This window comes from Bacteroides ndongoniae (assembly GCF_900108345.1).
In the GTDB taxonomy this organism is placed as follows: Bacteria; Bacteroidota; Bacteroidia; order Bacteroidales; family Bacteroidaceae; genus Bacteroides; species Bacteroides ndongoniae.
Genome location: NZ_FNVV01000013.1, coordinates 1,304,412 through 1,318,824, shown reverse-complemented (window position 1 = coordinate 1,318,824; position 14,413 = coordinate 1,304,412). Strand labels below are relative to the sequence as shown.

Genomic DNA, 14,413 nt, shown 5'->3' with positions numbered 1-14,413 from the left:
TTTAACTAAAGTGTGCCGATTTAACAAATGGAACAGAAACAGCAGTTCATTGACTACATTGAGCAAAGCATCATACAAAACTGGGACAGAAATGCCCTGACAGATTATAAAGGCGCCACATTGCAATACAAAGATGTTGCCCGGAAAATAGCCAAATTCCACATCGTATTGGAAAGTGCCAACATTAAGCCCGGCGACAAGATTGCCGTTTGCGGACGCAACAGCGCACATTGGGCCGTGGCCTTTCTTGCAACCCTGACCTATGGTGCAGTCATTGTCCCCATACTTCACGAATTCAAGGCTGACAACATACACAACATTGTCAACCACTCCGAAGCCAAGCTGCTGTTTGTCGGCGACCAGATATGGGAAAACCTGAACGAAGACGCCATGCCGCTGCTGCTGGGCATTGTGCTGATGCCGGACTTCAACCCGGTAGTCTGCCGCGACGAACGGCTGATGGAAGCATTCGAGCATCGCAATGCCATCTACGGGCAACGCTACCCCAAGAATTTCCGTCCGGAACATATCTGCTACCGCAAAGAGGCTTCACCCGAAGAACTGGCGGTCATCAACTATACATCAGGCACAACAGGCTATTCGAAAGGAGTCATGCTGCCCTATCGCAGCCTGTGGTCCAACATAGCCTATTGCCACGAAATGCTGCCCGTTCGCCCGGGCGACCACATCGTATCCATGCTTCCGTTGGGACATGTATTCGGTATGGTATATGATTTCCTGTACGGATTCTCAGCCGGCGCCCATCTGTACTTTCTTACCCGTATGCCGTCGCCCAAGATTATCGCACAGTCTTTCGCAGAAATCAGGCCACGGGTCATCTCCTGTGTACCGCTCATTGTCGAGAAAATCATTAAGAAAGATATTCTGCCTCGTGTCGACAACCGTATTGGAAAACTGCTGCTGCGGATGCCCATCATCAACGACCACATCAAGGCCGATGCCCGCAAGAAGGCAATGGAAATATTCGGTGGCAACTTTGACGAAATCATCATCGGAGGAGCACCGTTCAATGCCGATGTCGAACGCTTCCTGAAATCCATCGGCTTCCCCTACACCATTGCCTATGGTATGACAGAATGCGGTCCTATCATCTGTTCGAGCCGTTGGGAAACCTTGAAACTGGCTTCCTGCGGCAAAGCAACTTCACGAATGGAAGTCAAGATTGACTCCAACGACCCGCAACATGTAGCAGGCGAAATCGTCTGCCGCGGAGCCAACCTGATGCTGGGTTACTATAAAAATCCGGAAGCCACAGCGCAAATCATCGACGCGAACGGCTGGTTGCACACCGGTGACCTGGGCACCATGGACAAAGACGGTTACGTCACCGTCAGAGGACGCAGCAAGAACATGTTGCTTACAGCCAGCGGACAGAACATCTATCCGGAGGAAATAGAAAGCAAACTGAACAACATGCCTTATGTATCCGAGTCGCTGGTTGTCCTGCAGAAAGACAAACTTGTAGCACTTATCTATCCCGACTTCGACGACGCTTTCGCGCATGGCCTGCAACAGAAAGACATCGAAGGCATCATGGAAAACAACCGGATAGAACTGAACCAGCAACTGCCTGCTTATTGCCAGATAACGAAAGTCAAGATTCACTTTGAAGAGTTTGAGAAAACTGCGAAGAAAAGCATCAAGCGTTTCATGTATCAGGAAGCAAAAGGATAATCACTCCTTTCCTCCTATCAGTACATGCTGCAAAGCTTTTCTGGTAATCCGCCATATATAAAAACTGCACCGGACTGTAGACATTCGATTCTATGAGTCCGGTGCAGTTTTTCTTTTCAGCTCTGTTCGGGTCAGCCGTTCTTCAGCACATCGTCTTTATCGGGTGCATCCGGTTCGGGAGTAGCATCCGGCTGAAAAGGATTGAAATAGTAAATGCCTAACCGATCAAGCAGTTTCAGGAATTTGGGCAGCTTCTGCATAAACAGGCTGCAGTCTTTCTTTTTTGCCGGTGTCCATGCCGACTCGGCAACAGCTGCCAGACGGGGAAACGTCATAAAGTCAAGTCTCTTCTCATCGGCCACACGCTCGGTCCACATACTGAACTGAAGGCCCATCAGCTGATCTTCATAGCCTTGTGCCAAATGTATGATCGGTTCAGGGAAACGGCAAATATCCTCTATCGGATTATAGCCATCCCAGAAACGTCCTACCGTATGTTGACCGTACTGCACAAAGTCACCATACAACGGTCGGCGCGGGGTCATAATGACTTTGTAGCCGTTTTCCAAGGCCTTTACAAGCTGATGTTTTCTGTCGTGACGCCACCACATGACTACAGCTTTCTCGGGTGACACGCCTGCATCCACAATCTCATCCCAGCCAATCATGGTCTTTCCTTTCGAAGCCACCATGTCGGCTATCCGACGGATAAAATAATGCTCAAGTCCTACCTCATTGCCCAGATTCTTGTCCTTGATGAACTGCTGAATCTCCGGATCGGTATACCAGCTTTGGTTTCCGAAATGCACTTCGTCGCCACCTACATGGATATAGGGCGACGGAAAAAGGGAAATAATCTCGTCGAAAATATGGCTGATAAACTCAAAGGTTTCTTCCTTGCAGGGATGAAAAGTGAAACCTTCCCACTTTCCCTCACCTCCACCGGACACTTCGGGATAGGAACGGCAGACGGCTGTAGCATGTCCGGGCATATCAAATTCAGGAAGAATCATGATATGACGCTCGGCAGCATAAGACACTATTTCGCGTATATCGTCCTGGGTATAGAATTGAGCCGGTGCCTTCGGGTCGTGCCAGTTTCCTACAGCGCCTTCGGAGGTAAGCTTCGGATACTTTTTGATTTCGATTCTCCAGCCCGGTTCGTCAGTCAGATGCCAGTGAAAAACATTCAACTTCAGCGAAGCCATCATGTCAAGATACTGCTTGACCTTCTCCTTACCAAAGAAATGACGACTTTCGTCGAGCATAAAGCCTCTCCAGGAATACCGCGGAGCATCTGCAATCCTGCAACATCTGATTTTTCCTCCAGCCGTCTCAGCCAACTGCAGGAATGTCTCTTTAGCATAAAACAGTCCTGCTGCCGACGAAGCTTTCAAAACAACCTTGGCAGGAGTTACCTCCATCGTATAGCCTTCATCAGGCAAACCGGCAAGTTCATTCAGTTCCAGAAATACCTCTCCCGATGCCCGGGTATCTGCGGATACCTCTTTCAGTTCCTCGCCTAACTTCCCGGCCAGCAACGCTGCATATCCTCCGTTGCTGCCAACCTGAAGATTCCTTCCAACCATGAAATGCCCTTCTGCTTTCCGGACCTCTACCGGCGTCGGGAATAAAGAAACCTGAGACACCATCGGCAAGCTGAACAGGCATGCCATTGCCACAATAACGATTCTTCTTTCTAAATTTCTGATCTTCATGTCACATTGATTTTTCTAAATGTTGTTTTCCACATAGTAAGGGTTCACTCCTGCCGCGCCCGAAGAGTCAGCAAACACGGATAAACGATACTGAACAACGGCTTAACAGGCATGACAAAAATACAGATAAAATCTAAAAGAATAACCTAACCGAACAACTGTTTCCAGATAATGGACGTTAGTGTCATAACTATGGACTTTAGCGGCATAACTATAGACTTTAGCGACGTAACTATGGACTTTAGGAACCCTAACTACGGACAAAAAAAATCCCTCCTGCAACCCGTAAAAAAACAGGCTGCAGGAGGGGAAAAATAATATCAGAGTTCTATCAGATGCCTAAAGAAGCACGAACAGCCTCAACTTTCTTCTCAGCCTCGGCATTAGCACTTGCATAACATTTCGGACATCCCATTTCGCCTTTTACTTCAATATAGAACTTAATCTTAGGTTCTGTTCCCGACGGACGAACAGAAATCTTCGTTCCGTCTTCGGTAAAGTACTGAAGAACATTGGAAGATTCAGGCATATTCAGATCGGTCACCTGACCAGTTGCATTAGTCATCTTCAATGTCTTGTAGTCCTTTATCACGCAGACTTTCGATCCACCGATTTCCTTAGGAGGATTAGCACGGAAGTTGTCCATCATGGCCTTGATCTCTTCGGCGCCGCTCTTACCGGGTTTTACCACATTTACTGTAGTTTCCTTCGAGAAACCGTATTCTACATAAATACCCATCAAGATATCGTACAGTGTCTTACCCTGATCCTTAGCCCAAGCACAGATTTCGGCCAGCAAAGAGCAAGCAGAAACTGCATCTTTATCACGCACGAAGTCTTCGGCCAGGAAACCGTAGCTTTCTTCACCACCGCCAATGTATTGTTGCTTGCCTTCACGCAAACGGATTTCACGGGCAATCCACTTGAATCCGGTGTAGCAGTCGAGCATCTCAACCTTGTTCTTATCAGCCACAGCCTTAATAAGCTCGGTAGTTACAATTGTCTTCACGATGAAGTCGCCCGGCTGCATCTTACCAGTAGCCAAACGGTTCTTAATAATATAATAAAGGAATAACAGACAAGTCTGGTTACCGTTAATCAGTACCCATTCGCCCTTGTCGTCCTTACATGCCATACCTACACGGTCGGCATCCGGGTCGCTCGCCATTACAATGTCAGCATTAATTTCCTTTGCCAACTTGATAGCCAACGTCAGAGCTTCTGCATTTTCCGGATTGGGCGAAACGACTGTCGGGAAGTTACCGTCCTTCACCATCTGAGACTCTACACAATGGATATTCTCAAATCCCCACAACTTCAGCGAAGCCGGAATCAAGGCACGGCCTGCACCATGCAGAGGAGTATAAACAATGCTTAAATCTTTCTGACGTTTGATAACTTCGGGATCGATAGAGATTGAATGTACCTTATCCAGATAAGCCTTATCAACATCTTCACCGATAATCTGAATCAGATCTTTGTTTCCGTTAAATTTGATATCAGCTACAGTTACTTTGTTCACTTCATCAATAATTGCAGTATCGTGCGGTGCCAATACTTGGGCGCCATCATCCCAATAAGCTTTATAGCCATTGTATTCGCGCGGGTTATGACTTGCCGTGATATTAATACCACTCTGACAACCCAAGTGACGGATAGCAAACGATACTTCCGGAGTAGGACGCAAATCATCGAACAAATAGACTTTAATGCCATTGGCCGAGAAAATATCAGCAGAAATCTCTGCAAACTTACGGCTGTTGTTACGGCAATCGTGACCTACGACTACTGAAATCTGACCTTTTCCTGCAAAACATTTATTCAAATAATTGGCCAATCCCTGAGTAGCCAGACCCACTGTATAGATATTCATGCGATTACTTCCGGCTCCCATAATGCCACGCAATCCACCTGTACCAAATTCCAGATCCTTATAAAAACTTTCGATCAGTTCTGTCTTATCCTGGTTTTCCAACATTTTTCTTACTTCGGCCTGAGTTTCGGCATCATAAGCCGGGGTAAGCCACTGTTCAGCTTTCTCAGTCACCTGCTTAATCAGTTCTTGATTTTCCATAATACAAAATTTATTTAAAGATTTTACAATTCATATGCTCTTTACCAACAGATATATTCAAAACTTGTTTGCTACAAAGATAAACACATAAAATGAATTAACAAATTATTCAGGTATTTTATATCTGTCGCCTGTCTGCTTCACATATTCTTCCAAAAATTCTTTCGGATATCCGGGGCGAGTAACACCAGCGGGCCGTCCAATGGCATTACGCTCAAACTTTCCATCTTTCATCCGACGTACCACACCGTCGTTATACTTCACAACCAAGAATTCACCAAGACGCTTCCAAGTCTCCCATGTACTTTGGGCTGTCATGTTCGTATAATTGGTCAGGAATTGTTTGGCTTTTACCGGATCGGTTTCCAGCAAACGGACGGCGGCAGCTTCTACACCTTCCTGAGCGTTATTGAATGTCGTCTCCAGTTCAGTCTGAACAGCCCGGACGTCATCAATCATCAGGTCGTAACGCGGATATACCATATTGGCCACCCAGTTGAATATCCAGAAAGAAGAATTCCAGGAGAAAGTAATATAATCTGCACCATCAACAGGTGTATAGCATACAGGAACCTTATCGGTACAGCAGTATACAGGTGTAAACACTGTCATGTTGGCATCATCTACTCCGAACCAAAGTACGCCACCAATAGGATCGGGCATGTCTGAGCGCATCTGTGCTACAAATACAAAACCGCTCTGCTGTGTAGAGATAGGACGTTCATTAAAGTATTTCACCCCATTGACTTCGAAATCGAGTGGAGACAGACGATAAGGAGTGTGATACGGACCTGCACCAAAATCCTTGCTTAGGTCAAGCGGAGTACCTTCGTAATGATCGCGCATGGCATTCTTTACATCCTGTACAGAAATCTTCCGGTTCGGCTTTACGTAAAGCGGCATCGGTGTATCACTCTTTCCTTCGATATAAGGGAGAAATTCATTTCCACGATCGGTGAACATATTGAAATAACTCCACACGCGGGCTTCACAATAGCGACGGGCGCCAAAATCAAGCGGAGCATAAGCATCGGCAAAACTAAAGTCTTTATTCACTCCATTGAAGTAGCCTTTTTCGCGAGCAAAAGATATCACATCCGGAGAATAAATACAATTGTTTTTATCTTCGATATCAAACTGATGAATACGGCTTTGATTGGCATGTGCCGAAATACAGTCGTCCGGCACACGTACAGCTACCCATACAGCACCACGCACACCCGGGCCTTTTCCGATCATTTCCATAATCCATATTTCATTAGGATCGGCAATAGTAAACGACTCACCGCTACTGTAATAACCGTATTCCTCAACCAATTCTGTCATCACATTGATTGCTTCACGAGCTGTACGCGAACGTTGCAACCCTAAATATATCAGACTGCCATAATCTATTATTCCAGTAGTATCTACCAGTTCCGGACGTCCTCCAAAGGTCGTTTCTCCGATAGTTACCTGGAATTCATTCATATTTCCAATCACATTATAAGTCTGACGGGCCTGTTCTATCTTTCCCAGATATTTGCCGGTATCCCATTCATAAATATCAATCAGCGTACCTTTTTTATGTACACCTGCCGGATAATGATACAACTCGCCGAACAAGCCATAGGAGTCGGCAGAATAAGAAACAATGGTAGAACCGTCAGCCGAGGCATTTTTCCCAACTATCAGATTGGTACAAGCCAGCGCATTGACTACAGCTGTTAGCACCAACGAGACGGAAAGAATCAGTCTTTTACTTTTCATACTTTACTTTTTTATTTAATCGATATATTTGATTTAACTCCCAGATAATACACATACCTGAAACAGCACTTAATATACAAAATGATACTGACGGGTTGTCTTATTTCCACAACCGTCCGTAACGGTCATTACCAGCACATGCCTGCTTCCTTTCTTCACCCGTTTGGGATCCAGTTCGCAAACCAGATTTCCACTGACAGAATTAGGTTTGCCAAACAATGCGTATTTCCCATCAATGGTCCCCCGATAACTGCTGATACCGGTCTCCTTATCCTTGGCCTTAAACACGATGCGCCCCGTACGCCCCCATTGTCCTTGCCCTACCGGAGTCAGAACCGGAGGTACCGTATCAACTGCTACTGTATAGGTAGCCAGTTCGCGTATACGAACTTTCATAAATCCATCGTCGAACTTGCCCCCTACACCATACTTTCCTCCTTTAGAAGTCACACGGGCCACGTAATATTTCGACATATCGTCTACCGGATAATGTCGCAGACCGATGCTCAAATCACAATAGTCATGCAAAGGTACTACGACATCGTTCAACTGATAGGTATAGGAAATATCAGCACTGTCGGCATATATGGCATAATTCAGTCGGGCGTCCTCGTAAAGCATTCCACGAGGCACCACAAGTTCCATTCCCGGCTCTTGCAGGTAATTTGTCTTATCCCACTTAAAAACATATTTCTCCGGATAAGGAGGCATCATGGCAATCTCAGCCCTCTTTCCCTGCACAGTAAAGCGTACTTTGGATGTATTGCCCAACGCATCCATCAATGTATAAACAATCTGATAGGCACGTTCTTCATCTATATTTATCAGTCCGCGACTGTCATTGGAGGCATGCAACATGCGCAAACGATTGCCAGGAGCGATAAACGATTTCATATATTGTCCTTTCGTCCACGAGTTGATGTACCTGTTTTCTTCGTAAGCAAAACGGTCGACCACGCTGCGGAATACTTCTTTTCCATCTACTTTCAGGATCACCGTATGCACTCCATAACGATTCTGTGCCCCTTCCATATAATCATAAGCACGAATTCCCAAGCCAATCCATCCCCAAGCCACAATGGGTTTTCCCAGACGTTGCATGGAAAATGCGGTCGGTGTCTGCTTCCCTTCTACTTCTCCACAGCCAGGCTGAGGAAACACCATAATGCCTTGTGCACGTGGTGCTGTATGATCTTTTACATTCTTTTTAAAAAAGGGCAACGGATCGACGTAATCTCCGGTTGATGTTTCAAAAACATCCAGATGCAAATGAGGTCCGAACGAATATCCCGTATTTCCACTCAATGCAATGACTTGTCCGGCTTTTACCGGATATTCGTCAGGTGAGGGAGTTATATCCACTTCCCAGCTTTCTTCCTTATATTGCAGTTCTTCTACCCTACGGGCTATTTCGCCTACAAAAGCACTAAGATGACGGTTGATAGTAGAATAACCATTATCGTAAACAACATCAAGCACATATCCCGACCCATGAGTAACACGAATTCGGGAGATATATCCATCCGCCAATGCACGCACAGGCTTACCGGTCACTCCACCGGTCTTAAAATCCAGTCCCCCATGAAAATGATTGGCCCGTATCTCACCAAAATTTCCGGAAAACACAATCGGAAAATCAAAAGGAGGGTGGAATAAAACATCTTGTGCTTTCGTCTGCACAAAAAAGCTATACCCTACCAATAAAAAGAGAATAGACCTAAGATTTCCGTTCATTACAACAAACAATTATTTTTTATACTTAAACGTACGGCAAATATAAAAAGAAAGATTCAAGTAATGAAAAAAACTCGTATGCAAATGCCGATTAATCATTTTGCAAGCAAAAAGCTGCATATATGCTATACAACACACTTCACAAATAACAAAATATCAGAATTATCAGTATCTTTAGCCATGTTTAACCTCATATTTAAAACTTAAAGGTTATGATTATCGGAGTACCCAAAGAAATTAAGAACAATGAGAACCGTGTAGGAATGACCCCTGCAGGAGTTGCAGAACTGGTGAAGAAAGGGCATACAGTGTATATACAGACCAATGCCGGTGCAAATAGCGGCTTCACCGATGACGTCTATCAGGCCGTAGGTGCCAAGATTCTTCCTTCGATTGACGAGGTATATGCTATTGCCGATATGATTGTCAAGGTTAAAGAACCTATCGAACCTGAGTATAAACTCATCAAGAAGGGACAAGTTGTATTTACCTACTTCCACTTTGCCGCCGACAGAGTGCTGACTGAAGCCATGATAGAGAGCGGGGCTGTGTGCATTGCATACGAAACAGTCGAAAAAGAAGACCGTTCGCTGCCTTTGCTTACTCCGATGAGTGAAGTGGCCGGACGTATGGCCACACAAGTCGGTGCACACTTCCTCGAAAAGCCCCAGGGCGGAAAAGGCAAACTCATGGGAGGAGTTACAGGAGTACGCCCGGCAAGAGTACTTGTGCTGGGAGGAGGTATTGTCGGAACCAATGCCGCCCAAATCGCAGCCGGTATGGGAGCTGAAGTCATGATCACTGACATAAATCTTGCCCGCTTGCGATACCTCAGCGAAATAATGCCTAAAAATGTCAAGACACTCTACTCGTCCATGCACAACATTGTGACAGAGTTGCCTAACATCGACCTGGTAATAGGTTCTGTACTTATCCCTGGAGATAAGGCACCGCATCTGATAACCAGAGATATGCTGAAACTGATGAAGCCGGGAACCGTGCTGGTGGATGTAGCCATTGACCAAGGAGGCTGTTTCGAAACCTCACACCCCACTACCCACAGTGATCCTACTTATATAATAGACGGAATTGTACATTATGCAGTAGCCAATATTCCCGGTGCCGTACCTTTTACTTCGACTATGGCTTTGACCAACGCTACTCTGCCGTATACTGTAGCGTTAGCCAACAAAGGCTGGAAACAAGCCTGCAAAGAAGATCCGTCACTGGCACTCGGACTGAACATTGTAGAAGGCAAAGTCACCTACAAAGCAGTGGCTGACGTATTCGGATTGAAATACGAGACTATTGAACTATAAGAGATACGCTGTTTATCCAACCAGACGTTTTCTCGAAACATAAAAAATACACGGATGCTTCCCAACACTCATCGTTGTTAGTTGCAATCCGTGTATTTCTTTGCATACAGACTAATGTCTTATACCTTAATTTCTCCTGCTTTTCAGATCAGGGCATCTTTGCTTTTAAGTATCTCATCCCATGCTTCAGCATATTCTTTCTGCAAGTCGTTTACTACCTCCTCTACTGTCTGGATTCCCTTACCACACAACAAAGAAGATGCCTGCCCTATTTCCAGTTCACCTTCCTCCAGATTTCCTTCAAACATACCCAACTTGGCACGTCCTCGTCCCAATAACAAACGAAGTTCCTCTTCACTTGCACCTTTTGCTTCGGCAACCTCCACGTCACTTCTAAACTTATTCCGTACCAGACGAACCGGTGAAAGTTTCTTCAGCATCAAACGGGTATCTCCTTCTTCCAATTGCAAACAGTAATTCTTGAAAGCTTCACTGGCCGAACTTTCTGCAGTCAACGCAAAACGCGTTCCTATCTGAACGCCTTCGGCTCCCAGTGTTCTCACAGCCAGCATAGCTCTTCCGGTTGCTATTCCTCCGGCAGCTATCAATGGCAGCGATGTTACTGCTCGCACGGCTGGGATCAAGCACAAGGTAGTCGTTTCTTCCCGTCCATTATGACCACCAGCCTCAAAACCTTCTGCCACAATAGCATCAACACCCGCCTCTTCAGCTTTAACGGCAAAACGTGATGATGAGACAACATGCACCACTGTTATACCACGTTCTTTCAACCATCCAGTCCACTTCTTGGGACTACCGGCAGAAGTAAAAACAATCCTAACCTTTTCATCAGCCACAATCTGCATGATCGTTTCTATCTCGGGATACATCAGGGGAATATTAACTCCGAACGGTTTTGTTGTAGCAGCCTGACATTTCCGAATATGTTCACGCAAGGTTTCCGGATGCATGGATCCTGCACCCAACAGTCCCAATCCTCCGGCATTGCTCACAGCGGAAGCCAATCTCCAACCACTGCACCACACCATTCCTCCTTGAATAATAGGATATTTAATTCCCAAAAGAGAAGTTATTCTATTCATATCTCACTACAAAAAAATTAAATGTATGTATCGGATAATCTTCTTGACCATTCCATGCTTATACCAGCATATTTATAGTAAAAACAAACAATAACAGCAAAAAGTTTCCACCTTACTTCAAACCAGAATCCATATCTTTTCGTTCCCATACCGTAATCGAGTCTCCATACGTGCGCAATACCTCCAGCGTGCGCTTTCTGATCTTGCGTTTTTTGAAACTCCAGAATTCTCGGGTAAACGGCAACATCAAGTCCAAACCTCCTACACCACAGCCAGCCGTGCTCTGCCAGGTACCCACCATCATATTATTCAGCCGTTCTGTCGCCCGATAGCGTAAACCTGTAGCCTCTATCTGTTCCACGGATTCACGCAATCCGGCATCCAACGGATTTTTAGCCCAATTGGTAGGAGTCTTCAGTGTCTTCAGCTGATAGAATGGTCCTCGCCAGGTGTCTTTATCGACATGTATTTTCTTCTGATATACAGGATCCCAATTATAGGGTGTATTAGGTTTGTAAGGATACAACGTCAGCACAACTTTTTCTGTAGAAACCTTAGGAGCAGTCGGCAAGGTTTCATCAAAGTCCAGCCATTTTTTCTGCTTTGACAGCTTTTGATTTCCCATCAGTTTTTCCGTGAAACAGTTCTTCGATAGCCTCCGGATTCAGCTCCGGTTGCTTCTCGCCATCCAACAATTTCTGTAAGCGCAAAGAGTCCTGTGCCGTCCAGTTTTGGGAATAACAAGGGAGAGCTACTGTAAACAGCAGCCCTAAAACGAGCAAAAATGTTTTCATAAGGAAATCAAATTACCACCACATATATCCACTGCCACAAAGAGGTTCGTTATAGCAAGGATCTATTGTCCACATCGTTCGCGGATACTTGCGTGCCTCCCACCAACGACGATAGCGGGCCACTGCATCAATCACTTCTTCGTCCGACAAGAAGTAGATACCCTCATAATTCTCGGCATCCGTATGAACCATTTTACAGCCCATAGAAGCATTATGTCCCAGACGTATTGTCTCTACAGTCCACAACAGACATTCTCCCAAGCGCAACTTTCCGCCAGCCGAATAGGATACAGGAGCCAAAGGAAAGGAAGGGATAACCGTCAGATCGTCTGCATACTTCAACAGATCATCTATATCGTCCTGACTAAAATGCGGAAACTTACTTAGACCATCAGTACCTTCAGCCGAATAATTTCCGTTCTTCAACTGCTTGACAAACAGTTCAACATCCGGATTATTAAAGTCCAATGTTTCCTTGCCACAAGAGACAAAAGTCAATATAAAGAGTACAAACGTCAGAATGCGTCCATACATATATATTTTAGTTCTTAAGTTTTTCATCATACATTCAAATTTATGGTTAATAAATCATACGCACTCCACACAGAAGATTCATGTTGGTCGCCCGTTCACTACGTAAGCTCCGGACTTCGGAATCGGTTGCAAAATGATGCGAAAGCAGAGGCTCGGCAAACAAAGACAAACGTTCATTAAGCTTATAGCCTACTCCTAATCCTGCCACAGCCGAAAGGCGAACTGGATCTTCGGAAAAGCCTTTATTAACAATCTTCTCTGCACTTCCACCAACAACTGCATACAAATCTACTTTTGGAAATGTAGCCAAAGCTACATTCAGCCGCAACGGAACTGCCAATGCCTGCAAATCGTTGCCAACCGACTTACCAACCGGCAAGTAATTATACTGCAACCCAGCTTCCAAAGACAGGTATTTGTTCAATCTCCGTTCAACCGAAACCCCAGCTGTCAAAGGTGCCGCAAAATCCCCCTTAGGTAAAGAAGTACCAAGCGAAGCTTTCAGAGCCCAGTTGCGAACGGGAGCATGTACATCTTCAGTCTTATTATCTTTTTCCTCCGATATAGAAACAGAGGAATTTTCTTTTTGTTCAGAGGATTTTCCGGATAACGGTTTGTAGTGCAGACCACCAGCCTGAGCATAATGTCCTCCTCCCTGCGATTGGCGGTTACCGTAAAGTCGTTGCGTAATTGTGATAGATACTCTCACCGAAACATTTTCGTTTTCATCTTCTTCAGCCACAGCTGCAGGCGTCGCACTGGCCTGTCTCAACGGACTTGTATTCTGACTTCCCGATGCCATCTGACGAACCGGTGGAAAGGTTTCCTGTACAATATCTCCATCCAAGCTTCCCTTAGGAGCCAACGTTGCTACTTCTGTAAAAGCCTGCTCGATTTCTTCTTTAGGAGAGAAATACCAAAAAGCAGCAGAAGCAACTCCCAAAACAAAAACGACAGAAGCTGCGGCAACTGTACGATAGAATCTAGGAGAGAAAGGAATAGTCTTCTTCCCCGATACAGTTTGTGCTTTGAGCAAATCGTTTTGCAGATCTTCCCAAAAGCCATCGCGTACGTCCATCTCCATGCCTTCAAGACGACGACGGAACAAACCGGTGATTTCATCATTTTCTCTCATGGTCAATATATTCTTTAATTCTTTTTACCAATAGACTTTTGGCACGATGAAGTTGCGATGTGGACGAATGTTCCTTGATATGAAGCAGTTCGGCTATCTCCTTGTGCGACTTTTCTTCGAACACGTACAAGTTGAATACAGTACGGCATCCATCTGGCAACTCGGCAACAAACTTCATCAACAATTCTTCAGACAGCCGTGATCCGGCTTCAGCTACCTCCGTTTCATCGGCTATATCCGGCAATTGTTCTTCTGTCACCACTAATCGGTTGAAGCGTTGCTGCTTGCGCAGATAGTCGATAGCCTGTGTCACCATCACCCGGGTTACCCATGTACCCAAAGCACATTCTCCACGAAACGTAAAATGGGTAAATATTTTAATGAACCCATCGTGCAATACGTCATAAGCAGCATCCATATCACCCGTATAACGGTAGCATACTGCCAGCATCTGTTTGGAATAGAGAGTATACAACTCCCTCCGAGCGGAATCCATACCCGCTCTACAGCCCTCAACCAACTCTATCTCATTTTCCAATACCAATGCTCTTTTACGGG

General features: G+C 45.4%; 12 protein-coding genes. 2 read left to right on the top strand and 10 right to left on the bottom strand.

Going from position 1 to position 14,413, the window contains the following annotated elements:
* Window positions 1-27 precede the first annotated feature (27 nt).
* Window positions 28-1,695 (top strand): long-chain fatty acid--CoA ligase, encoded by a 1,668-nt coding sequence (locus BQ5591_RS09940; protein ID WP_071149174.1) that lies wholly within the window; start codon window positions 28-30, stop codon window positions 1,693-1,695.
* Window positions 1,696-1,826: 131 nt separating this feature from the next.
* On the opposite strand, the gene BQ5591_RS09935 is transcribed toward BQ5591_RS09940, so the two are convergent.
* The 4 genes from BQ5591_RS09935 to BQ5591_RS09920 form a co-directional block, all read right to left on the bottom strand.
* Window positions 1,827-3,413 (bottom strand): beta-N-acetylhexosaminidase, encoded by a 1,587-nt coding sequence (locus tag BQ5591_RS09935; RefSeq protein ID WP_071149173.1) that lies wholly within the window; start codon window positions 3,411-3,413, stop codon window positions 1,827-1,829.
* A gap of 331 nt (window positions 3,414-3,744) precedes the next feature.
* Window positions 3,745-5,487 (bottom strand): phospho-sugar mutase, encoded by a 1,743-nt coding sequence (locus BQ5591_RS09930; protein WP_071149172.1) that lies wholly within the window; start codon window positions 5,485-5,487, stop codon window positions 3,745-3,747.
* Between the two features lie 105 nt (window positions 5,488-5,592).
* Window positions 5,593-7,236 (bottom strand): C69 family dipeptidase, encoded by a 1,644-nt coding sequence (locus BQ5591_RS09925; RefSeq protein WP_071149171.1) that lies wholly within the window; start codon window positions 7,234-7,236, stop codon window positions 5,593-5,595.
* Window positions 7,237-7,305: 69 nt separating this feature from the next.
* Entirely contained in the window at window positions 7,306-8,970 is a 1,665-nt protein-coding gene (locus BQ5591_RS09920) for a M23 family metallopeptidase (RefSeq protein WP_113740858.1), read from the bottom strand.
* A gap of 212 nt (window positions 8,971-9,182) precedes the next feature.
* On the opposite strand from BQ5591_RS09920, the gene ald reads away from it, so the two are divergent.
* Window positions 9,183-10,289, top strand: coding sequence for an alanine dehydrogenase (ald, locus tag BQ5591_RS09915; RefSeq protein ID WP_071149170.1), 1,107 nt, complete (start codon window positions 9,183-9,185; stop codon window positions 10,287-10,289).
* 143 nt (window positions 10,290-10,432) lie between these two features.
* On the opposite strand, the gene BQ5591_RS09910 is transcribed toward ald, so the two are convergent.
* The 6 genes from BQ5591_RS09910 to BQ5591_RS09890 form a co-directional block, all read right to left on the bottom strand.
* A complete protein-coding gene (locus BQ5591_RS09910; protein ID WP_071149169.1) occupies window positions 10,433-11,392 on the bottom strand; it encodes an NAD(P)H-dependent flavin oxidoreductase in 960 nt (319 codons plus the stop codon).
* A gap of 112 nt (window positions 11,393-11,504) precedes the next feature.
* Window positions 11,505-12,017 (bottom strand): DUF4858 domain-containing protein, encoded by a 513-nt coding sequence (locus BQ5591_RS09905; protein ID WP_317042566.1) that lies wholly within the window; start codon window positions 12,015-12,017, stop codon window positions 11,505-11,507.
* Window positions 11,971-12,186, bottom strand: coding sequence for a DUF4858 domain-containing protein (locus BQ5591_RS22085; RefSeq protein WP_317042565.1), 216 nt, complete (start codon window positions 12,184-12,186; stop codon window positions 11,971-11,973). Before BQ5591_RS22085 ends, BQ5591_RS09905 begins: the two co-directional genes overlap by 47 nt.
* Before the next feature lie 12 nt (window positions 12,187-12,198).
* Window positions 12,199-12,747, bottom strand: coding sequence for a DUF4943 family protein (locus tag BQ5591_RS09900; protein ID WP_071149418.1), 549 nt, complete (start codon window positions 12,745-12,747; stop codon window positions 12,199-12,201).
* 19 nt (window positions 12,748-12,766) lie between these two features.
* Window positions 12,767-13,855 carry an outer membrane beta-barrel protein gene (locus BQ5591_RS09895; RefSeq protein ID WP_071149168.1) on the bottom strand — a complete coding sequence of 363 codons (1,089 nt, stop codon included), beginning with the start codon at window positions 13,853-13,855 and terminating at the stop codon, window positions 12,767-12,769.
* A complete protein-coding gene (locus BQ5591_RS09890) occupies window positions 13,842-14,393 on the bottom strand; it encodes an RNA polymerase sigma factor (RefSeq protein ID WP_071149417.1) in 552 nt (183 codons plus the stop codon). The genes BQ5591_RS09895 and BQ5591_RS09890 overlap by 14 nt, the downstream gene beginning before the upstream one ends.
* Window positions 14,394-14,413 lie beyond the last annotated feature (20 nt).

What these genes read in the sequence shown, in the direction of transcription:
- BQ5591_RS09940 (WP_071149174.1), top strand. Translation starts at nt 28, where the DNA reads ATGGAACAGAAACAGCAGTTCATTGACTACATTGAGCAAAGCATCATA.
- BQ5591_RS09935 (WP_071149173.1), bottom strand. Translation starts at nt 3,413, where the DNA reads ATGAAGATCAGAAATTTAGAAAGAAGAATCGTTATTGTGGCAATGGCA.
- BQ5591_RS09930 (WP_071149172.1), bottom strand. Translation starts at nt 5,487, where the DNA reads ATGGAAAATCAAGAACTGATTAAGCAGGTGACTGAGAAAGCTGAACAG.
- BQ5591_RS09925 (WP_071149171.1), bottom strand. Translation starts at nt 7,236, where the DNA reads ATGAAAAGTAAAAGACTGATTCTTTCCGTCTCGTTGGTGCTAACAGCT.
- BQ5591_RS09920 (WP_113740858.1), bottom strand. Translation starts at nt 8,970, where the DNA reads ATGAACGGAAATCTTAGGTCTATTCTCTTTTTATTGGTAGGGTATAGC.
- ald (WP_071149170.1), top strand. Translation starts at nt 9,183, where the DNA reads ATGATTATCGGAGTACCCAAAGAAATTAAGAACAATGAGAACCGTGTA.
- BQ5591_RS09910 (WP_071149169.1), bottom strand. Translation starts at nt 11,392, where the DNA reads ATGAATAGAATAACTTCTCTTTTGGGAATTAAATATCCTATTATTCAA.
- BQ5591_RS09905 (WP_317042566.1), bottom strand. Translation starts at nt 12,017, where the DNA reads ATGGGAAATCAAAAGCTGTCAAAGCAGAAAAAATGGCTGGACTTTGAT.
- BQ5591_RS22085 (WP_317042565.1), bottom strand. Translation starts at nt 12,186, where the DNA reads ATGAAAACATTTTTGCTCGTTTTAGGGCTGCTGTTTACAGTAGCTCTC.
- BQ5591_RS09900 (WP_071149418.1), bottom strand. Translation starts at nt 12,747, where the DNA reads ATGAAAAACTTAAGAACTAAAATATATATGTATGGACGCATTCTGACG.
- BQ5591_RS09895 (WP_071149168.1), bottom strand. Translation starts at nt 13,855, where the DNA reads ATGAGAGAAAATGATGAAATCACCGGTTTGTTCCGTCGTCGTCTTGAA.